We start from the raw sequence: 19,583 nt of genomic DNA, 5'->3' as shown, positions 1-19,583 counted from the left end.
GAACACCGGCACGGGCCGGGGAGGGCCATGCGCCCACCCCGGCCCGTCGTCGTATGACAGGAGAGACACAAGGTGCAGTTGGTAGTCGCGCGGATCGGCCGTGCCCACGGCATCAAGGGCGAGGTCACTGTCGAGGTGCGTACGGACGAGCCGGAGCTGCGGCTCGCGCCCGGAGCCGTACTCGCCACCGAACCGGCCACCGCCGGACCGCTGACGATCGAGACCGGCCGGGTGCACAGCGGACGGCTGCTGCTCCGGTTCGAGGGCGTACGCGACCGTACGGCTGCCGAGGCCCTGCGCAACACGCTCCTGATCGCCGAGGTCGACCCGGCGGAACTCCCCGAGGACCCCGAGGAGTTCTACGACCATCAGCTCATGGACCTCGATGTGGTCCTCGCCGACGGCACCGAGATCGGCCGGATCACCGAGATCACGCATCTGCCGTCCCAGGATCTCTTCATCGTCGAGCGGCCGGACGGCAGCGAGGTGATGATCCCGTTCGTCGAGGAGATCGTCACCGAGATCGATCTGGAAGAGCAGCGCGCGGTGATCACCCCGCCGCCCGGTCTGATCGACGAGAGCCAGGCCGTGACCGCCACCTCGCGCGACGAAGCGGGCGACGGGGACGAGGCGCCCCACTCCGGGAAGGACGTCTGATGCGCCTCGACGTCGTCACGATCTTCCCGGAGTACCTGGAACCGCTGAACGTCTCGCTCGTCGGCAAGGCCCGCGCGCGCGGCCGCCTCGATGTGCACGTACACGACCTGCGGGACTGGACGTACGACCGGCACAACACGGTCGACGACACCCCGTACGGCGGCGGCCCCGGCATGGTCATGAAGACCGAGCCGTGGGGCGAGGCGCTGGACGACGCGCTGGCCCACGGGTACGAGGCCGGGGCGCACTCCCCGGTGCTCGTGGTACCCACACCCAGCGGCCGTCCGTTCACCCAGGAGCTCGCCGTCGAGCTCTCCGAGCGGCCCTGGCTGATCTTCACGCCGGCCCGCTACGAGGGCATCGACCGGCGCGTGATGGACGAGTACGCGACTCGCATGCCGGTCGTGGAGGTGTCCATCGGGGACTACGTGCTGGCCGGCGGCGAAGCCGCAGTGCTGGTGATCACGGAGGCGGTGGCCCGGCTGCTGCCCGGCGTGCTCGGCAACGCCGAATCGCACCGGGACGACTCCTTCGCTCCCGGCGAGATGGCCAATCTGCTGGAGGGGCCCGTCTACACCAAGCCGCCCGAGTGGCGCGGCAGGGGCATTCCGGACGTCCTGCTCAGCGGTCACCACGCGAAGATCGCACGCTGGCGGCGGGACGAGGCGTTCCGCCGTACCGCGCTCAACCGGCCCGATCTCATCGAGCGCTGTGAGGCGAGCGGCTTCGACAAGAAGGACCGCGAGATCCTCTCCATCCTCGGCTGGTCGCCGGAGCCCGCTGGCCGATTTTGGCGCAGGCCCGAGGCCGTGGAAGAATAGGCCGCTGCTGTACGTCCGGCGTGCGCCCCTGCCACAGGGGGAATGACGCCCGCCCGACGCGATCAGCACCCCCATCTCCTCACTATCTCCCGTCGATGACCTGTGGCATCGGCGAAGAAAGCAGACAACATGGCTTCCCTGCTCGATGGCGTCAACGCCGCATCGCTGCGTACTGACGTCCCGGCGTTCCGCCCCGGTGACACCGTCAACGTCCACGTCCGAGTGATCGAGGGCAGCCGCTCCCGTATCCAGCAGTTCAAGGGCGTAGTCATCCGTCGCCAGGGTTCGGGCGTCAGCGAGACCTTCACGGTCCGCAAGGTTTCCTTCAGCGTCGGCGTCGAGCGCACCTTCCCGGTGCACAGCCCGATCTTCGAGAAGATCGAGCTCGTCACCCGCGGTGACGTCCGTCGCGCCAAGCTGTACTACCTCCGTGAGCTGCGCGGCAAGGCCGCGAAGATCAAGGAGAAGCGCGACAACTGAGCTAACTCCCAGGTCCACAGGACGGCCGGATAAGCTCTGGCCCCGATGGACACGGAAGCCAAGCCCTCGGAGCGCGACCGCTCCTCCACACCCGCAGCAGGGTCGGAGGAGGGGCCGCGCTCCTCGCGTATCCCGGACCGGCTGAGCGCCTCGCTCTCCTGGCGGCGGGCCGCCGCACTCGGAGCCGTCTGCTCGGTCTTCCTGCTGCTCCTCAGCGCCTTCGTGGTGCAGCCCTTCCTGATTCCCAGCGGCTCGATGGAACCCACACTGCGGGTGGGGGACCGGGTGCTGGTCAATAAATTGGCGTACCGTTTCGGCTCCGTACCGCAGCGCGGCGATGTGGTGGTCTTCGACGGCACCGGGTCGTTCGTGCAGGAAACTCCCCAGGAGAATCCCGTCACCGGGCTGCTGCACGGTGTGGCAGCGTCCCTGGGGCTGGCAGAGCCTGCCGAGACCGACTACGTGAAGCGGGTGGTGGGCGTAGGGGGCGACCGGGTGGTCTGCTGCGACAAGCGCGGAAGGGTCGAGGTGAACGGCCGGCCGGTCGACGAGGACTACCTGTATCCGGGAGATGCGCCGTCCGGCGTGCGCTTTGACATCGTCGTTCCCGACGGCACGCTGTGGATGATGGGCGACCACCGCAGCAATTCCCGCGATTCGCGTGACCACCTGGGAGAACCGGGCGGTGGCATGGTCCCGGTCGACATGGTGATCGGGAGGGTGGACTGGATCGGCTGGCCACCGGGCCGGCTGGGCTCGCTGCCGGACAGCGCCGCCTTCGCCGGCGTACGGGCGACGGGCGGGGCCCATGGGTAACCGCGGGCGGCGGCAGGGCGGGTCCGACCCCGAGATACCGCTGCCGACCGGCAGCGGGCCGTCGGCCGCGCGCTCCATGCCGACCAGGGCGGAGCGGCGCAGGCTGGCCCGCAAGGTCAAGCGGCGGCGGCGCAGGTCGGCCGTGCGGGAGATCCCCCTTCTCATCACCGTGGCGCTGCTGATCGCGCTCGTGCTCAAGACCTTCCTGGTACAGGCCTTCGTGATCCCGTCGGGGTCGATGGAGCAGACCATCCGGATCGGCGACCGGGTGCTCGTGGACAAGCTGACGCCCTGGTTCGGATCCAGGCCCCAGCGCGGCGACGTAGTCGTCTTCAAGGACCCGGGCGGCTGGCTGAGTCAGGACAACGTCGGCAAGAAGGACCCGCCCGTCGTCGTCAAGCAGGTGAAGGAAGCGCTGACTTTCATCGGGCTGCTGCCGTCCGACGACGAGCAGGATCTGATCAAGCGGGTCATCGCGGTGGGCGGCGACACGGTGAAGTGCTGCGACAAGGACGGCCGGATCACTGTCAACGGCGTACCGCTCGATGAGCCCTATCTGTACCCCGGTAATCCGCCCTCCCTCATCAAATTTGAGGTAAAGGTTCCGGCCGACCGGATATTTGTCATGGGTGACCACAGGTCGGATTCGGCCGACTCGCGCTATCACCTGGACGACCCCGGACACGGCACGGTTTCCGAGGACGACGTCGTGGGACGGGCTGTGGTGATCGCCTGGCCGTTCGGCCACTGGCGAAAGCTGGAGGAACCGGCGACATTCGACTCGATCCCTGACGCGCGCGCCGGGACGGCTGCTGCGTCGGGCCCGTCGAATAGTGTGTCATCCAAGGATCCCAACGGAACGATCCCTCTCCCGACCCCTGCGGAACCCCCGCTCGTTATGGGAGTGGTGGGCCTGCACCGGCTAGGGCGCAGGCGGTGGCACGGAGTAAGGAGTGGATGTGGGGGATTTGGCGGTCGGCGCACGATCCGGACACGACGAACCCGAGGACCGGCCGGGCAAACCGGAGAATGTCGAGCCCGCCGGAACGCCGGCGGACCGCGCGGAGAGTGACGGCGACTCTCCGAACGACGGTGGTAAAGCCCGGCAGAAGCCACGCTCCTTCTGGAAGGAGCTGCCCCTCCTCATCGGTATCGCGCTGGTACTTGCGCTGCTGATCAAGACGTTTCTGGTGCAGGCGTTCTCGATCCCCTCGGACTCGATGCAGAACACGCTCCAGCGGGGCGACCGGGTGCTGGTCGACAAGCTGACCCCCTGGTTCGGCGCTGAGCCCAAGCGAGGCGAGGTCGTGGTCTTCCATGACCCGGGCGGCTGGCTGGAAAATACCCAGACCCCCAATCCGAATGTGGTGCAGAAGTTCCTCAGCTTCATCGGACTGATGCCGTCCGTCGAGGAGAAAGACCTGATCAAGCGGGTCATCGCGGTCGGCGGCGACACCGTGGAGTGCAAGAAGGACGGCCCGGTCGTGGTCAATGGCAAGGCCCTGGACGACAAGTCGTTCATCTTCCCGGGCAATACCGCTTGCAATGACGCACCGTTCGGCCCGATCAAGATTCCCGAGGGCCGGATCTGGGTGATGGGCGACCACCGCCAGAACTCCTGGGACTCCCGCTACCACCAGGAGCTGCCGGGCGGCGGCACGGTCTCCAACGACGAGGTCGTCGGCCGAGCCATTGTCGTGGCGTGGCCGATCAACCGCTGGTCCACCCTGCCCGTCCCGAAGACCTTCGACCAGCCGGGGATCAACGCGGCGGTGGGCATGGTCCCGGGGGCGCTCGGTGCGGCCGGTGCACTGCCGCTCGTGTTGTGGCGTCGCAGGAGGCTGACCAGCAAGCGTACCGCCGGGTAGGGTGCCGACTCGGTCAGCGATTGTCGATCTCCGAGGTGGGGGACGCTGGGATGAGTGGAACAGGACGTACGGGTGACGGCCACGGTCGGCTCGGCAGCACGCTGTCGGGGCTGGCCGTGGCCGTCGGCTGTGTGCTCTTCCTCGGCGGCTTCGCCTGGGGGGCCGTGGTGTACAAGCCGTACATCGTGCCGACCGAGTCGATGACACCGACGGTGCACGCCGGCGACCGGGTGCTCGCACAGCGGATCGACGGCAGTGAGGTGCACCGGGGCGACGTGGTGGTCTTCACTGATCCGGTGTGGGGCGACATGCCGATGGTGAAGAGGGTCGTCGGGATCGGCGGCGACAAGATCGCCTGCTGCGACAAGGGCCGGCTCACGGTCAACGGCAAATCCGTTGAGGAACCGTATCTGCGGACCAAGGGCCTCGCCTCGGCGAACAGCTTCACCGCGAATGTTCCCAAGGGCCAGCTCTTCCTGCTCGGGGACGAGCGCAGCGCCTCGCTGGACTCCCGGGTCCACCTGGACGACCCCGGGCAGGGCTCCGTACCGCGCAGCGCGGTGCAGGCCCGGGTGGACGCCATCGCCTGGCCACTGGGCGGCATGGTCGGGCGGCCGCAGACCTTCGCCTCCTTCTCCGGTGGGGTGTCGTCGCCCGGACCGCTGCGGCTGCAACTCGGGGCCGTGACGGTGGGCGTGGTGCTCATCCTCGTCGGTGCCGCATACGGCCCGATCGCGGCACGCTCCGCGCGCTCGGCACGGAACAAGCGCGAGAGGGTGCCTGCCGGTGAGCATTGAGAAGCGGAAGGTTGCCCGGGTGGTGCTTCTGGACCCTGACGACCGCATTCTCCTGATACACGGGTTTGAACCGGAGGAGCCGGAGAGCACCTGGTGGTTCACTCCCGGCGGCGGTCTGGAGGGCGACGAGACCCGGGAACAGGCCGCGCTGCGCGAGCTTGCAGAGGAGACCGGGATCACCGATGTCGAGCTGGGCCCGCTGCTCTGGCAGCGGGTGTGCTCGTTCCCGTTCGACGGGCGCCGCTGGAACCAGGACGAGTGGTACTTCCTGGCGCGCACGACGCAGACGGCCACCGATACCAGTGGGCTCACCGGGCTGGAGCAGCGCAGCGTCGCGGGTCTGAGGTGGTGGACATCCGCCGAACTGTCGGCGGCGCGTGAGACGGTGTACCCGACCAGGCTCGCCGAGCTGCTGCGCACGCTGCTCGACGAGGGTCCTCCGCACACGCCACTGGTTCTGGCCCCCGAAACCGCCTAAGCGCCCAGGGGCGCCGGAGCCTGGCGCACAATGGGGGCACGCACGGCTGAAGGGGAACATGCCAATGAGCGCCGAGGACCTCGAAAAGTACGAGACCGAGATGGAGCTGAAGCTCTACCGGGAGTACCGAGATGTCGTCGGTCTGTTCAAATATGTGATCGAGACCGAACGGCGTTTCTACCTCACCAACGACTACGAGATGCAGGTGCACTCGGTTCAGGGTGAGGTGTTCTTCGAAGTATCCATGGCGGACGCCTGGGTCTGGGACATGTACCGGCCCGCACGGTTCGTCAAGCAGGTACGGGTGTTGACGTTCAAGGACGTCAACATCGAGGAGCTCAACAAGAGCGATCTCGAACTTCCGGGTGGCTGAGTACGTTCCTTCGGGAGGATTCCCACTTCCGGGCGGCTGAGTTGTCCACAATCCCGGAGTTTTCCACCAAGATCCACCAGCTGGGACCGGACGCGTCAGAGTCGGTGCCGGAGGTGGTGCCGATATGAACGCACGGGGGGCACTCGGGCGGTACGGCGAGGATCTGGCGGCGCGGCTGCTGGCCGACGCCGGTATGTCCGTACTGGAACGGAACTGGCGCTGTCGTGCCGGTGAGATCGACATCGTCGCGATGGACGGCGACGCACTCGTGGTCTGTGAGGTGAAGACCCGCAGGGTGGGTGCCTTCGAGCATCCGATGGCAGCCGTCACACCCGTCAAGGCGGAGCGGCTGCGACGGCTGGCCGGCATCTGGCTGCACCAACACGGAGGCCCGCCGCCCGGTGGGGTCCGGATCGACCTGGTCGGCGTGGTGCTGCCCAGGCGCGGAGCGCCCGTTGCGCAGCATGCGCGGGGGGTGGCCTGATGGGGTTCGCGCGTGCGTGTTCGGTGGCGCTCGTCGGTGTCGAGGGTGTGGTGGTGGAGGTCCAGGCGGACCTGGAGGCGGGGGTGGCCGCGTTCACACTGGTGGGGCTGCCGGACAAGAGCCTGGTGGAGAGCCGGGACCGGGTCCGGGCCGCCGTCGTGAACTCCGGGGCCGAGTGGCCGCAGAAGAAACTCACGGTGGGCCTGTCACCGGCCTCCGTACCCAAGGGCGGCTCCGGTTTCGATCTGGCGGTTGCCTGCGCGGTGCTGGGCGCGGCCGAGCGGATCGACCCGGCGTCCATCGCCGATCTGGTGATGATCGGTGAGCTCGGGCTGGACGGCCGGGTACGGCCGGTGCGCGGCGTGCTGCCCGCCGTGCTCGCCGCGGCGGAGGCCGGGTACCGCCAGGTCGTCGTGCCCGAGCAGACCGCGGGGGAGGCGGCGCTGGTCCCCGGGATCTCGGTCCTCGGGGTACGGAGCCTGCGGCAGCTGATCGCGGTGCTCTGCGACGAGCCGGTGCCGGACGAGCGGGAGGCTCACGACGAGGGGCGCCCCGACACCATGGTGGCCGGGCTGATGGTGCCCGGCGCAGGCATCGGCACCGGGCTCGCCCGGGCGCCCGGGCAGCGTGATGGCAACTCCCCGGATCTGGCGGACGTGGCGGGGCAGGAACGGCCCCGGAAGGCGCTGGAGGTTGCCGCGGCGGGCGGTCACCATCTGCTGCTCTCCGGACCGCCAGGTGCCGGCAAGACCATGCTGGCCGAGCGGCTGCCGGCGATTCTGCCGACGTTGACCAGGAAGGAATCCCTGGAAGTCACCGCGGTGCACTCGGTGGCAGGCATTCTGCCACCGGGGGAACCACTGGTCACTCGCGCGCCATACTGCGCACCGCACCACTCGGCGACGATGCAGTCGCTGGTCGGCGGGGGCAACGGGCTGCCGCGGCCCGGTGCGGTCTCTCTGGCCCACCGGGGGATTCTCTTTCTGGACGAGGCTCCGGAATTCTCCATGCGGGCGCTGGACGCGCTGCGCCAGCCGCTGGAGTCGGGGCATGTGGTGGTGGCACGCAGCGCCGGGGTGGTGCGGCTGCCGGCCAGATTCCTGATGGTGCTGGCTGCCAATCCCTGTCCCTGCGGACGGCACACCCTCAGCGGTGCCGGTTGCGAATGCGCGCCCTCGACGGTCCGGCGCTATCAGGCGAGACTTTCCGGGCCACTGCTCGACCGGGTGGATCTTCGGGTGGTTGTCGACCCGGTCAGGCGCCAGGACCTGATGGGCCAGGGCGGCAGGGGTGAGTCGACGGCCACCGTCGCGGCCAGGGTCCGGGAGGCCAGGGCGCGGGCGACGGACCGGTTGGCCGGCACCGCGTGGACCACCAACAGTGAGGTGCCCGGCCATGAGTTGCGGACCCGGCTGGTCGCGGCGCCGGGCGCGCTCATGGAGGCCGAACGGGAGATGGAACGGGGCCTGCTCACAGCACGGGGCCTGGACCGGGTGCTCAGGGTGGCGTGGACGGTCGCCGATCTGCGCGGTGCCGACCGCCCGGACGCCTCCGACATCGCGGTGGCGCTGGAACTGCGGACCGGAATCCCACGGGGCGCCTTGACGAAGGCCGGAGCGTCATGACTGCGTGGGCGGACCCTGGGCAGGAACAGGAACAGGGGTGCCTTTCGGGGCGGGACCCGGAGCGGAGCGCGGGGCCGGGGGTGGCGGTGAGCGATCGGGAACGGCTGGCGCGGGCCGCACTGACCCGCATCCTGGAACCGGGGGACGAGCACGGGGGCCGCTGGCTGCGCGAGTGCGGCGCCGTCGAACTGATACGGCGGATCACCACCAGGGACGGCGCCGCGCAGCGACTGAGCGGAATGACTCCGAAACGTCTGGACGGATACCGGTTACGGGCCGAGAGCGCCGAGCCCGAGCGGGACCTGGCGACCGTCGCCGCGCTCGGCGGGCGGTTCGTCTGCCCCGGCGACCGGGAATGGCCCAGCCAGCTCGACGACCTGGCCGACGCCAGGCCGACCGGCCTCTGGGTGCGGGGGCCGCAGGACCTGAGGCTCTGGGCGCTGCGCTCGGTCGCCGTGGTCGGCGCCCGCGCCTGCACACCGTATGGATCCCATATGGCGGCGAGCCTCGGCGCGGGGCTCGCGGAGCTGGGGTGGGTGGTCGTGTCGGGGGCGGCATTCGGGGTGGACGGGGCAGCGCATCGCGGCGCGCTCGCCGTCGACGGGGCGACGATGGCGGTCCTGGCCTGCGGGGTGGACCTCGCCTATCCCCGGGGACATGCCGAGCTGATCCGCCGCATGGCGGAACAGGGGCTCGTCATCGGCGAATTACCACCGTCCGATCATCCGACCCGCAGCAGATTCATTCTCCGGAACCGGGTCATCGCCGCGTTGACGCGCGGGACGGTCGTGGTCGAGGCCGAATACCGCAGCGGTTCGCTGGCCACCGCACGCAGCGCGCAGCGGCTCGGACGCTTCACCATGGGCGTCCCGGGCCCCGCCACCAGCGGGTTGTCAGCAGGCGTCCATGAGCTCCTCCGTGGGGAGGGCACCCTGGTGACGGATGCCTCGGAAGTCGCCGAACTGGTGGGGGACATCGGCGAACTCGCTCCCGTCAGACGCGGTCCCGTACACCCCAGGGACCAGCTCGACGCGGTCTCGGCCCGGGTTCTCGACGCGCTGCCGTCCCGCGGCGCCGTGGGCGGGCGCGATGTGGCCCGCGCCGCGGGAACCGGAATCGACGAAGCGCTCGGCAGACTGTACGAACTGCACTCACTGGGGTTCGTCGAACGCGATGGCGATGGATGGCGGTTGACGCCGAGACCTACACGCAATGACGACGCGCGGCGAGGCGGTACTTGACCTGGAGCATTCGGGTGAAAAGGTGATGTCGATGACCTCGGCGGATCCTTCAGCGACGCCTCCGGGGCCGGCGCACGTAGCGACGGCCCCGGACCTCAGTCATGTTCGACCGGCTGGAATCGCACGGCGCCGATCCGCTGTCCTACGCGGACCGCGACGTCTCAGTCACGCTACGCTCACAAGGAATCCGACTCAGACACAAGTCCCCCAGCACTTCACAGCAGAACGGCTCAAGGCACCACATGCCCCAGCACACCTCCGGGTCTGACCGTGCGGCAGTACCACCGGCTGCGCGTGGCACTGTGCGCCCCCCTGCCCCTTCCTCGCTCGACGAGTTGTGGCGTTCATACAAGTCCACGGGCGACGAGCGGCTGCGGGAGCAGCTGATCCTGCACTACTCGCCATTGGTGAAGTACGTCGCGGGCCGGGTGAGTGTGGGCCTGCCTTCCAATGTCGAGCAGGCGGACTTCGTCTCCTCAGGGGTGTTCGGACTGATCGACGCGATCGAGAAGTTCGACATCGAGCGCGCGATCAAGTTCGAGACGTACGCGATCACCCGCATCCGTGGCGCGATGATCGACGAACTCCGTGCACTGGACTGGATCCCACGCTCGGTGCGCCAGAAGGCGCGGGCCGTGGAACGCGCCTACGCCACGCTGGAGGCGCAGCTGCGACGCACGCCCTCCGAGCCGGAGGTCGCTGCGGAGATGGGCATCGCACTGGAGGAACTGCACGCGGTTTTCAGCCAGTTGTCGCTGGCGAACGTGGTCGCGCTGGAGGAGCTGCTGCATGTCGGCAGCGAAGGCGGTGACCGGCTGAGCCTGATGGACACGTTGGAGGACACCGCCGCCGACAATCCGGTGGAGGTCGCCGAGGACCGTGAGCTCAGACGACTGCTCGCCCGCGCGATCAATACGCTTCCGGAGCGCGAGAAGACGGTCGTCACGCTCTACTACTACGAGGGCCTCACCCTCGCCGAGATCGGCAATGTGCTCGGAGTGACCGAGAGCCGCGTGAGTCAGATCCACACCAAATCGGTGCTGCAACTGCGCGCGAAACTGGCCGACGCCGGTCGCTGATTCCCCCGGTGGCCGGCGCGGGCCATCGCCGCTTCGGCCACTGATCGGGGCCGCACGCGCCCTCTCGAACACCGGTCGCCGTAGAGTGGAAGCGTGCCCAGGATTCGAGCGGCCTCGGTGGCCGAGCACCGGACCATGCAGCGCGGCGCCCTCCTGGACGCCGCCCGCTCCCTGCTGTCCGAGGGCGGTACGGAGGCGTTGACCTTCCCCGCCCTCGCCGAACGCACGGGCCTCGCCCGGTCCTCCGTGTACGAGTACTTCCGCTCCCGTGCGGCCGTCGTCGAAGAGCTCTGCGCCGTCGACTTCCCCGTCTGGGCAGCCGAGGTCGAGAATGCGATGGAGCAGGCCACCACGCCAGAGGGCAAGATCGAGGCCTACGTGCGACGGCAGCTCGACCTCGTCGGGGACCGCCGCCACCGGGCGGTCGTCGCGATCTCGGCGAGCGAGCTGGACGCGGGCGCACGCGAGAAGATCCGGGCCGCGCACGGCGGGCTGATCGCCATGATCGTCGAGGCGCTCGGTGACCTCGGCCACGAGCAGCCGAGGCTGGCGGCGATGCTGCTGCAGGGCTCGGTGGACGCCGCGGTACGGCGTATCGAACTCGGCGTGGCGGAAGAGCCGGTCGTGATCGCGGACACCGCCGTCGCCATGGTCCTGCGAGGCGTACAGGGCGTACACGACTGACGTCGGGGCCGCACAGCGGCAACGACGAGCAGAACGCCGGGGGCGGCGAGCCCGTCCCCGGCCCCCTCGGTCGAGGGCCGGAGTTCCGGCACGCCGAACACCGGCAGCAGCCGGGACGGCCCTCGTCGCAGCAGCTCCGGCGGCAGCAGCGACAGCGGATCCAGATATGCGTCACCGCGCCGCAGTCCCCAGTGCAGACAGCCGGATGCGCAGTGGAAGGGCCCCGCCTCCACGACCCCCACGACCTGTCCTGCCGTCACTCTCTCGTCCTTCGCAACCAGCGCACGCACCGGTTCGTACGTGGTCCGCAGCGGCGGATCGCCGGTCCCGGCCACCTCGATCGCCACCACCCCGCGCCCCGCCACACGCCCTGCGAACGAGACCCGGCCCGAGGCCGCGGCGAGCACCGGAGTGCCCGGCTCCGTGGCGAGGTCCACCCCGCGATGGCCCCGCCCGTAGGCATTGGCCGGCGGGTCCCATCCACGCACGACCGCAGGCCGCCCGGCAAGCGGCCACAGCCGGGTGCCGTCCGGCCGGGGCGTCGGCGACGCAACAGGTGCGGGTTCTTCGGCTGCCGCGACCGTCGTGCCGCACAGTGCCGCGAGAAGGAGAGCCACCCCCACGAGCACGGCCTCGCAGAAGGGAAGGCTGCGCCTGAGCAGGGAAACGGTCGGATCCGGTGTGCATCGCATGGAAGGACCGTCCCGCATCGCCCGGAACCGTGGGGATCACGAACCGGATCTGTGGACTACCGACCGGTTGTGGACAGCGCCGTCACCCGGCACCCGACCTGTCCCGTACACTTCCTATGGCGATCCGGGTCACCGGGTCGACTTCGCACGCCCCACCACCTCCCTCTCCGCGGATGGTGGCCGCGCTCCTCGGTCCCTTGTGGCACGGCGCGTCGGGGCGTCAGGCGCGACAGCAATCCTGCGGTCGCGACAACCGAGTACCTCAAGGAGTACGGCCATGGCCGTCGTCACGATGCGGGAGCTGCTGGAAAGCGGCGTCCACTTCGGTCACCAGACCCGTCGCTGGAACCCGAAGATGAAGCGCTTCATCTTCACCGAGCGCAACGGCATCTACATCATCGACCTGCTCCAGTCGCTGTCGTACATCGACCGCGCCTACGAGTTCGTCAAGGAGACCGTCGCCCACGGCGGTTCCATCATGTTCGTGGGTACGAAGAAGCAGGCCCAGGAGGCCATCGCCGAGCAGGCGACGCGCGTCGGCATGCCGTACGTCAACCAGCGTTGGCTCGGTGGCATGCTCACCAACTTCTCCACCGTCTACAAGCGCCTTCAGCGTCTGAAGGAGCTCGAGCTCATCGACTTCGAGGACGTGGCCGCCTCCGGCCTCACCAAGAAGGAGCTCCTGGTTCTCTCCCGCGAGAAGGCCAAGCTGGAGAAGACCCTCGGTGGTATCCGCGAGATGCAGAAGGTGCCGAGCGCCGTCTGGATCGTCGACACCAAGAAGGAGCACATCGCCGTCGGTGAGGCGCGCAAGCTCCACATCCCGGTCGTCGCGATCCTCGACACCAACTGTGACCCCGACGAGGTCGACTACAAGATTCCGGGCAACGACGACGCGATCCGCTCCGTCACCCTGCTCACCCGTGTGATCGCCGACGCCGTCGCCGAGGGCCTCATCGCCCGTTCCGGTGCCGCCACCGGTGACTCGAAGCCGGGCGAGAAGGCCGTCGGCGAGCCGCTCGCCGAGTGGGAGCGCGACCTGCTCGAGGGCGACAAGAAGGCTGACGCCGAGACCGAGAAGGCCGCAGACGCCGAGAAGCCGGCCGAGGCTGCTGCCGAGGCCCCGGCCGCGGACGCCGAGCAGGCCTGACACCCGTCACGGCTGATGACGGCGGGGGCCGGTGCCACAAGCGCCGCCCCCGCCGTTCACCCGTAGATCTTTCAGACTTCGAGAGAGAAACACAGACTCATGGCGAACTACACCGCCGCTGACGTCAAGAAGCTCCGCGAGCTGACCGGCGCCGGCATGATGGACTGCAAGAAGGCGCTCGACGAGGCCGACGGCAACGTCGACAAGGCCGTCGAGGCGCTCCGTATCAAGGGCCAGAAGGGCGTCGCCAAGCGCGAGGGCCGTTCTGCCGAGAACGGCGCCGTCGTCTCCCTCATCTCCGAGGACAAGACCTCCGGCGTTCTGCTCGAGCTGAAGTGCGAGACGGACTTCGTCGCCAAGGGCGAGAAGTTCCAGACCGTCGCCAACACGCTTGCCGCCCACGTCGCCGCGACCTCCCCGGCCGACCTCGCCGCGCTGCTCGCCTCCGAGATCGAGGCCGGCAAGACCGTTCAGGCGTACGTCGACGAGGCCAACGCCAACCTTGGCGAGAAGATCGTCCTGGACCGCTTCGCGCAGTTCACCGGCGGTTACGTAGCTGCGTACATGCACCGCACGATGCCCGACCTCCCGCCGCAGGTCGGTGTCCTGGTCGAGCTCGACAAGGAGAGTGCAGAGGTCGCCAAGGACGTCGCGCAGCACATCGCCGCCTTCGCCCCGAAGTACCTCAACCGCGACGAGGTCCCGGCCGAGACGGTCGAGAACGAGCGTCGTGTCGCCGAGGCCACCTCTCGCGAGGAGGGCAAGCCCGAGGCCGCCCTTCCGAAGATCGTCGAGGGTCGCGTCAACGGCTTCTTCAAGGAAGTCGTCGTCCTGGAGCAGGCGTTCGCCAAGGACAACAAGAAGTCCGTTCAGAAGGTTCTGGACGAGGCCGGTGTCACCCTGAAGCGCTTCTCGCGCATCAAGGTCGGCATCTGAGTCCGTCCGCGAACAACGGTGGGCCCCGATAGGGTCCGGTGCAGTCGTCGGCCGCACACACGCCGTACGACCGCAGATCTGACGAGGAGGCCATTGCCGCTGAGGGACATCAGACCCACCGGCAATGGCCTTCTTCGTATGTGCACGAGGAGAATCTCCATGAACAAGGGCGCGGACGCCGCAACAGGTGACCACAAGCGCGACGACGGCAAGGTGCCCGGACGCTTCATGCTGAAGCTGTCCGGAGAGGCGTTCGCCGGCGGCGGGGGTCTCGGTGTCGACCCCGACGTCGTACACGCCATCGCCCGGGAAATCGCGGCAGTCGTCCGCGACGGCGCGGAAATCGCGGTCGTCATCGGCGGCGGCAACTTCTTCCGCGGTGCCGAGCTCCAGCAGCGCGGCATGGACCGGGCCCGTTCCGACTACATGGGCATGCTCGGCACGGTCATGAACTGCCTGGCGCTCCAGGACTTCCTGGAGAAGGAGGGCATCGACTCCCGCGTCCAGACCGCCATCACCATGGGGCAGGTCGCGGAGCCGTACATCCCGCTGCGCGCCGTGCGCCACCTGGAGAAGGGCCGCGTCGTCATCTTCGGCGCCGGCATGGGGATGCCGTACTTCTCCACCGACACAACCGCCGCCCAGCGCGCTCTGGAGATCGACGCCCAGGCTCTGCTGATGGGCAAGAACGGGGTGGACGGGGTCTACGACTCCGACCCGAAGACCAACCCCGACGCGGTGAAGTTCGACGCCCTTGAGTACAGCGAGGTGCTCGCCCGCGATCTCAAGGTCGCCGACGCCACCGCCATCACGCTCTGCCGTGACAACGAGCTGCCGATCCTCGTCTTCGAGCTCACTGCCACGGGCAATATCGCCCGCGCGGTCAAGGGTGAGAAGATCGGCACGCTCGTGAGTGACCAGGGCACCCGGGCCTGAGAACCGGGGGGCCTTCTCGGGAAGTCGCGGGAAGGCCCGGGGCCGGCGGGGAATACCCCGGAACAGGTCCCGAAGGATGGACAACGGCCTGCCGGTCGGACACCGTGCAGGTGAGGACGCGACGCAGGACCCGCCGGGCCCGAGCACGCCGGGCCCACTCAAGACACGCAGGAGCACGTGGTGATCGAAGAAACCCTCCTTGAGGCCGAGGAGAAGATGGAGAAGGCCGTCGTCGTCGCGAAGGAGGACTTCGCCGCGATCCGTACCGGCCGTGCGCACCCGGCGATGTTCAACAAGATCGTCGCCGACTACTACGGTGCACTGACCCCGATCAACCAGCTCGCTTCGTTCTCGGTGCCCGAGCCGCGCATGGCCGTCGTGACGCCGTTCGACAAGAGCGCGCTGCGCAACATCGAGCAGGCCATCCGCGACTCGGATCTCGGCGTCAACCCGAGCAACGACGGCAACATCATCCGGGTGACCTTCCCGGAGCTCACCGAGGAGCGTCGTCGCGACTACATCAAGGTCGCGAAGGCGAAGGCCGAGGACTCCAAGATCTCCATCCGGGCCGTTCGCCGCAAGGCCAAGGAGGCCTTGGACAAGCTTGTCAAGGACAAGGAGTCCGGCGAGGACGAGGTGCGTCGCGCCGAGAAGGAACTCGACGACACCACCGCGAAGTACGTTGCACAGGTTGACGAGCTGCTCAAGCACAAGGAAGCCGAGCTGCTCGAAGTCTGATGAACGACTCTTCCTGGGGCGCCCCGCGGGGAGCCGGCCGCTGGGGTGCGCCCGAGACGCAGGCCGCTCCCGCGGGTCCTGCATACGATGTGCATGACGCCCAGCAAACTCGGCCCATGCCCATCGTGCCGGACGTTCCCGACACAGGTAGAGACGCTGACGACCGTGATGACCGGGACCAGGGGGCCGCGCACCTGAGCGGCGGCCCCCTGTTTCGTGACCAGAAGCCGCAGGAGCCCATGTCCACCGCGCCGCCGCCCCCGCAGAAGAAACGTGCGGGCCGTGATCTGCGATCCGCAATAGTGGTCGGCGTGGGGCTCGGCGCCGTCATTGTCGCCTCGCTGTTCATCGTGAAGGCCGTCTTCGTCGGTGTGATCGCCATCGCCGTCGTCGTGGGCCTGTGGGAGCTCACCTGCCGGCTGGAGGAGCGCAAGGGCATCAAGGCGCCGCTCATCCCGCTGGCGGTCGGTGGCGCGGCGATGGTGGTGGCCGGATACGTACGGGGCGCCGAGGGTGCCTGGGCGGCGATGGCGCTGACCGCACTCGCAGTGCTCGTCTGGCGGATGACCGAGCCTCCTGAGGGCTACCTCAGGGACGTCACGGCCGGCGTGTTCGCCGCGTTCTACGTACCGTTCCTGGCCACCTTCGTGGCCATGCTCCTGACCGCGGACGACGGGCCGCAGCGGGTGCTCACCTTCCTGCTGCTGACCGTGGTCAGCGACACGGGTGCGTACGCCGTCGGCTGGCGCTTCGGCAAGCACAAGCTCGCGCCGCGCATCAGTCCCGGGAAGACCCGTGAGGGCTTGTTCGGTGCCGTCGCCTTCGCGATGGTCGCCGGTGCGCTGTGCATGCAGTTCCTGATCGACGGCGGTTCCTGGTGGCAGGGTCTGCTGCTGGGGCTCGCGGTCGCGGCCAGTGCCACTCTCGGCGATCTGGGCGAGTCGATGATCAAGCGAGACCTCGGGATCAAGGACATGGGCACGCTGCTGCCGGGCCACGGCGGCATCATGGACCGGCTGGACTCGCTGCTGCCGACCGCCCCGGTGGTCTGGCTGCTGCTGGTGCTGTTCGTGGGTTCCGGCTGAGCCTCGGGACGGCCTCCCGTCCTGACCTGGGCTTTTACGAGTGAGGGTCCGTTGTCCACAGGGCGGCGGGTCCTCACTGCTTTGTCTGCGACACTGGATGAACCATGCCTAAGCCCGGAGAACTCACTTTCGTCGCACCCCGCGGAGCCAAGAAGCCGCCGCGGCACCTCGCCGACCTCACGCCCGCCGAGCGCAAGGAAGCCGTCGCCGCGATCGGCGAGAAGCCGTTCCGCGCCCAGCAGCTCTCACAGCACTACTTCGCGCGGTACGCGCACGACCCGGCCGAGTGGACCAACATCCCGGCCGGTTCGCGGGACAAACTTGCCGAGGTGATGTTCCCCGACCTGATGTCCGTGGTCCGCCACATCAGTTGTGACGACGACACCACCCGTAAGACGCTGTGGAAGCTGCACGACGGGACGCTCGTCGAGTCCGTCCTGATGCGCTACCCGGAGCGGGTGACGATGTGCATCTCGTCGCAGGCGGGATGCGGGATGAACTGCCCGTTCTGCGCCACGGGGCAGGCCGGTCTCGACCGTAATCTGTCGACCGCCGAGATCGTCCACCAGATCGTGGACGGCATGCGGGCGCTGCGCGACGGAGAGGTGCCGGGTGGGCCCGCGCGGCTCTCCAACATCGTTTTCATGGGCATGGGCGAGCCGCTCGCCAACTACAACCGGGTGGTCGGCGCGATCCGTCGGCTGACCGACCCGGAGCCGGACGGCCTGGGGCTCTCGCAGCGCGGGATCACCGTCTCCACCGTGGGCCTGGTGCCGGCCATGCTGCGCTTCGCCGACGAGGGCTTCAAGTGCCGTCTCGCCGTCTCGCTCCACGCGCCGGACGACGAGCTGCGGGACACGCTCGTGCCGGTGAACACGCGCTGGAAGGTGCGCGAGGTACTGGACGCGGCATGGGAGTACGCGGAGAAGTCCGGTCGCCGGATCTCCATCGAGTACGCGCTGATCCGTGACATCAACGACCAGGCGTGGCGCGGTGACCGGCTCGGCAGGCTCCTCAAGGGCAAGCGGGTGCACGTCAACCTGATCCCGCTGAACCCGACGCCCGGCTCCAAGTGGACCGCCTCGCGGCCCGAGGACGAGAAGGCGTTCGTCGAGGCGATCGCGGCACACGGAGTGCCGGTGACCGTGCGGGACACCCGCGGCCAGGAGATCGACGGGGCCTGCGGGCAGTTGGCGGCGGCCGAGCGCTGAGGCCGGAACGGCCAATGTAACCTGGGCCTGAAATCAACTTCATATTCCGACAGGGGAGCGCCACAGCGCTGAGAGTGCGGCACCGAGAACAGGTCGGCCGCAGACCCTCTGAACCTCGCCCGGGTCATTCCGGGTAGGAAGTTCGGTCATCAACTCATGCTGTTGCGCCCTGCCCGTTTCTCCAAGGGCAGGGCCGCGTCTCTTCCTGGCCAAAACCCAGGAGGAATCCACAATGAGCATCACGCGCAGAACCAAGCAGCTTGCGGCGACGGCTGTCACGGCCGCGCTCGGCGTCACGGCAGTTGCCGGATGCGGGAGTTCCGACACGTCGGACTCCGGTTCCGGCGGCACGAAGAGCTCCGATTCGAAGACCGTGACTCTCGTCAGCCATGATTCCTTCAACGTCTCCGAGGACGTGCTCAAGGAGTTCACCGAGGAGACCGGCTACACCGTCAAGGTGCTGAAGAGCGGCGACGCGGGTGTCGCGCTCAACCAGGAGATCCTGACCAAGGGCTCCCCGCGCGGCGATGTGTTCTTCGGCGTCGACAACACCCTGCTCTCCCGCGCCCTCGACAGCGGTCTCTTCACGCCGTACGAGGCGAAGGGCATCGACCAGGTGGCGGCCGGCACCCAACTGGACGCCGAGCACCGGGTGACCCCGATCGACACCGGCGACATCTGCGTCAACTACGACAAGAAGTACTTCGCCGACAAGAAGCTCGCGCCGCCGCAGTCCTTCGACGACCTGGCGAAGCCCGCGTACAAGAACCTCCTCGTCACCGAGAACGCCGCGACCTCCTCGCCCGGCCTCGGCTTTCTCCTCGGCACCATCGCCACCTACGGCGAGAACGGCTACCAGGACTACTGGAAGAAGCTGAAGAACAACGGAGTCAAGGTCGTCGACGGCTGGGAGCAGGCGTACAACGAGGAGTTCTCCGGCTCAGCAGGCGGCAAGAAGGCCAAGGCCGACCGGCCGCTCGTCGTCTCGTACGCCTCCAGCCCGCCCGTCGAGGTGCTGTACGCCAAGCCGCAGCCGGCCGAGGCCCCGACCGGGGTCGCCACCGGGACCTGCTTCCGTCAGACCGAGTTCGCCGGTCTGCTGAACGGCGCGAAGAACGAGGCGGGCGGCAAAGCTCTGCTGGACTTCCTGATCAGCAAGAAGTTCCAGGAGGACATGCCGCTCAACATGTTCGTGAACCCGGTCGTCAAGAGCGCTGAACTGCCGGAACTCTTCACGAAATTCGGCGCGACGGTGGACAAGCCGACGACCATCGCCCCGGACAAGATCTCCAAGAACCGTGAGCAGTGGGTCCAGTCGTGGTCCTCGCTCGTAGTGAAGTAGCGAAGACTCCCGTACGCGGAACGGACGCGGGCGGGAAGGACACACACGGGGAGGGGGCGCGCGGGGAGCTGTCGCGCGCCCGCTCCGGGC

21 protein-coding genes, 1 pseudogene and 1 riboswitch are annotated in these 19,583 nt (G+C 68.5%); of the genes and pseudogenes, 21 read left to right on the top strand and 1 reads right to left on the bottom strand.

What is annotated here, in order from left to right; translation table 11 throughout:
* The first annotated feature begins 72 nt into the window (after nt 1–72).
* The 14 genes from rimM to ACH4EW_RS22240 all read left to right on the top strand — a co-directional run bounded on the left by rimM (nt 73) and on the right by ACH4EW_RS22240 (nt 11,403).
* Nucleotides 73–657, top strand: coding sequence for a ribosome maturation factor RimM (gene rimM / locus ACH4EW_RS22305; RefSeq protein WP_398259446.1), 585 nt, complete (start codon nt 73–75; stop codon nt 655–657).
* A complete protein-coding gene (trmD, locus tag ACH4EW_RS22300; RefSeq protein WP_398259444.1) occupies nt 657–1,478 on the top strand; it encodes a tRNA (guanosine(37)-N1)-methyltransferase TrmD in 822 nt (273 codons plus the stop codon). Before rimM ends, trmD begins: the two co-directional genes overlap by 1 nt.
* 129 nt (nt 1,479–1,607) lie before the next feature.
* A complete protein-coding gene (gene rplS / locus ACH4EW_RS22295; RefSeq protein WP_398259442.1) occupies nt 1,608–1,958 on the top strand; it encodes a 50S ribosomal protein L19 in 351 nt (116 codons plus the stop codon).
* A gap of 45 nt (nt 1,959–2,003) precedes the next feature.
* Nucleotides 2,004–2,774 (top strand): signal peptidase I, encoded by a 771-nt coding sequence (lepB, locus tag ACH4EW_RS22290; protein ID WP_398259440.1) that lies wholly within the window; start codon nt 2,004–2,006, stop codon nt 2,772–2,774.
* Nucleotides 2,767–3,846 carry a signal peptidase I gene (lepB, locus tag ACH4EW_RS22285; protein WP_398259438.1) on the top strand — a complete coding sequence of 360 codons (1,080 nt, stop codon included), beginning with the start codon at nt 2,767–2,769 and terminating at the stop codon, nt 3,844–3,846. The genes lepB (ACH4EW_RS22290) and lepB (ACH4EW_RS22285) overlap by 8 nt, the downstream gene beginning before the upstream one ends.
* A complete protein-coding gene (gene lepB, locus ACH4EW_RS22280) occupies nt 3,743–4,642 on the top strand; it encodes a signal peptidase I (protein WP_398259569.1) in 900 nt (299 codons plus the stop codon). Before lepB (ACH4EW_RS22285) ends, lepB (ACH4EW_RS22280) begins: the two co-directional genes overlap by 104 nt.
* 50 nt (nt 4,643–4,692) lie before the next feature.
* On the top strand, nt 4,693–5,439 hold the full coding sequence (gene lepB, locus ACH4EW_RS22275) for a signal peptidase I (RefSeq protein WP_398259436.1): 747 nt from the start codon (nt 4,693–4,695) through the stop codon (nt 5,437–5,439).
* Complete coding sequence (locus tag ACH4EW_RS22270) at nt 5,429–5,917, top strand: NUDIX hydrolase (RefSeq protein WP_398259434.1); 489 nt, start codon at nt 5,429–5,431, stop codon at nt 5,915–5,917. Before lepB (ACH4EW_RS22275) ends, ACH4EW_RS22270 begins: the two co-directional genes overlap by 11 nt.
* Nucleotides 5,918–5,981: 64 nt before the next feature.
* Nucleotides 5,982–6,290, top strand: coding sequence for a DUF2469 domain-containing protein (locus ACH4EW_RS22265; protein ID WP_003965949.1), 309 nt, complete (start codon nt 5,982–5,984; stop codon nt 6,288–6,290).
* A gap of 124 nt (nt 6,291–6,414) precedes the next feature.
* Nucleotides 6,415–6,774: a YraN family protein gene (locus tag ACH4EW_RS22260; protein ID WP_398259433.1), complete on the top strand. Its 360-nt coding sequence runs from the start codon at nt 6,415–6,417 to the stop codon at nt 6,772–6,774.
* Nucleotides 6,774–8,399, top strand: a complete 1,626-nt coding sequence (locus ACH4EW_RS22255) for a YifB family Mg chelatase-like AAA ATPase (protein WP_398259431.1) — start codon at nt 6,774–6,776, stop codon at nt 8,397–8,399. Before ACH4EW_RS22260 ends, ACH4EW_RS22255 begins: the two co-directional genes overlap by 1 nt.
* An 86-nt stretch (nt 8,400–8,485) precedes the next feature.
* Nucleotides 8,486–9,640, top strand: a complete 1,155-nt coding sequence (gene dprA, locus ACH4EW_RS22250; protein WP_398259429.1) for a DNA-processing protein DprA — start codon at nt 8,486–8,488, stop codon at nt 9,638–9,640.
* Between the two features lie 242 nt (nt 9,641–9,882).
* Nucleotides 9,883–10,719, top strand: a complete 837-nt coding sequence (whiG, locus tag ACH4EW_RS22245) for an RNA polymerase sigma factor WhiG (protein ID WP_398259427.1) — start codon at nt 9,883–9,885, stop codon at nt 10,717–10,719.
* 117 nt (nt 10,720–10,836) lie between these two features.
* Nucleotides 10,837–11,403 (top strand): TetR/AcrR family transcriptional regulator, encoded by a 567-nt coding sequence (locus ACH4EW_RS22240; RefSeq protein ID WP_398259567.1) that lies wholly within the window; start codon nt 10,837–10,839, stop codon nt 11,401–11,403.
* Nucleotides 11,404–11,618: 215 nt separating this feature from the next.
* On the opposite strand, the pseudogene ACH4EW_RS22235 reads toward ACH4EW_RS22240, so the two are convergent.
* Nucleotides 11,619–12,095: pseudogene (locus ACH4EW_RS22235) on the bottom strand (murein hydrolase activator EnvC family protein); the annotation flags it as partial.
* A gap of 277 nt (nt 12,096–12,372) precedes the next feature.
* On the opposite strand from ACH4EW_RS22235, the gene rpsB reads away from it, so the two are divergent.
* The 7 genes from rpsB to ACH4EW_RS22200 all read left to right on the top strand — a co-directional run bounded on the left by rpsB (nt 12,373) and on the right by ACH4EW_RS22200 (nt 19,493).
* Complete coding sequence (gene rpsB / locus ACH4EW_RS22230; RefSeq protein WP_398259425.1) at nt 12,373–13,245, top strand: 30S ribosomal protein S2; 873 nt, start codon at nt 12,373–12,375, stop codon at nt 13,243–13,245.
* 99 nt (nt 13,246–13,344) lie between these two features.
* Nucleotides 13,345–14,181 (top strand): translation elongation factor Ts, encoded by an 837-nt coding sequence (gene tsf / locus ACH4EW_RS22225; RefSeq protein WP_398259423.1) that lies wholly within the window; start codon nt 13,345–13,347, stop codon nt 14,179–14,181.
* A 159-nt stretch (nt 14,182–14,340) separates the two neighbouring features.
* The gene (gene pyrH / locus ACH4EW_RS22220) at nt 14,341–15,117 is read left to right on the top strand and encodes a UMP kinase (RefSeq protein ID WP_398259421.1); all 777 of its coding nucleotides are present in this window, start codon (nt 14,341–14,343) and stop codon (nt 15,115–15,117) included.
* Between the two features lie 180 nt (nt 15,118–15,297).
* Nucleotides 15,298–15,855 (top strand): ribosome recycling factor, encoded by a 558-nt coding sequence (frr, locus tag ACH4EW_RS22215; protein ID WP_398259419.1) that lies wholly within the window; start codon nt 15,298–15,300, stop codon nt 15,853–15,855.
* Nucleotides 15,855–16,940 carry a phosphatidate cytidylyltransferase gene (locus ACH4EW_RS22210; protein ID WP_398259417.1) on the top strand — a complete coding sequence of 362 codons (1,086 nt, stop codon included), beginning with the start codon at nt 15,855–15,857 and terminating at the stop codon, nt 16,938–16,940. The genes frr and ACH4EW_RS22210 overlap by 1 nt, the downstream gene beginning before the upstream one ends.
* Before the next feature lie 104 nt (nt 16,941–17,044).
* Entirely contained in the window at nt 17,045–18,151 is a 1,107-nt protein-coding gene (gene rlmN / locus ACH4EW_RS22205) for a 23S rRNA (adenine(2503)-C(2))-methyltransferase RlmN (protein WP_398259415.1), read from the top strand.
* 41 nt (nt 18,152–18,192) lie between these two features.
* Nucleotides 18,193–18,309: riboswitch (TPP riboswitch) on the top strand.
* Nucleotides 18,310–18,383: 74 nt separating this feature from the next.
* Complete coding sequence (locus ACH4EW_RS22200; RefSeq protein ID WP_398259413.1) at nt 18,384–19,493, top strand: thiamine ABC transporter substrate binding subunit; 1,110 nt, start codon at nt 18,384–18,386, stop codon at nt 19,491–19,493.
* The last annotated feature ends 90 nt before the right edge of the window (nt 19,494–19,583 follow it).

It is taken from the genome of Streptomyces sp. NPDC018000 (assembly GCF_044328025.1).
In the GTDB taxonomy this organism is placed as follows: domain Bacteria; phylum Actinomycetota; class Actinomycetes; order Streptomycetales; family Streptomycetaceae; genus Streptomyces.
Note: the sequence above shows the minus strand (reverse complement) of the source record. Positions and strands in the feature narration are given on the sequence as shown.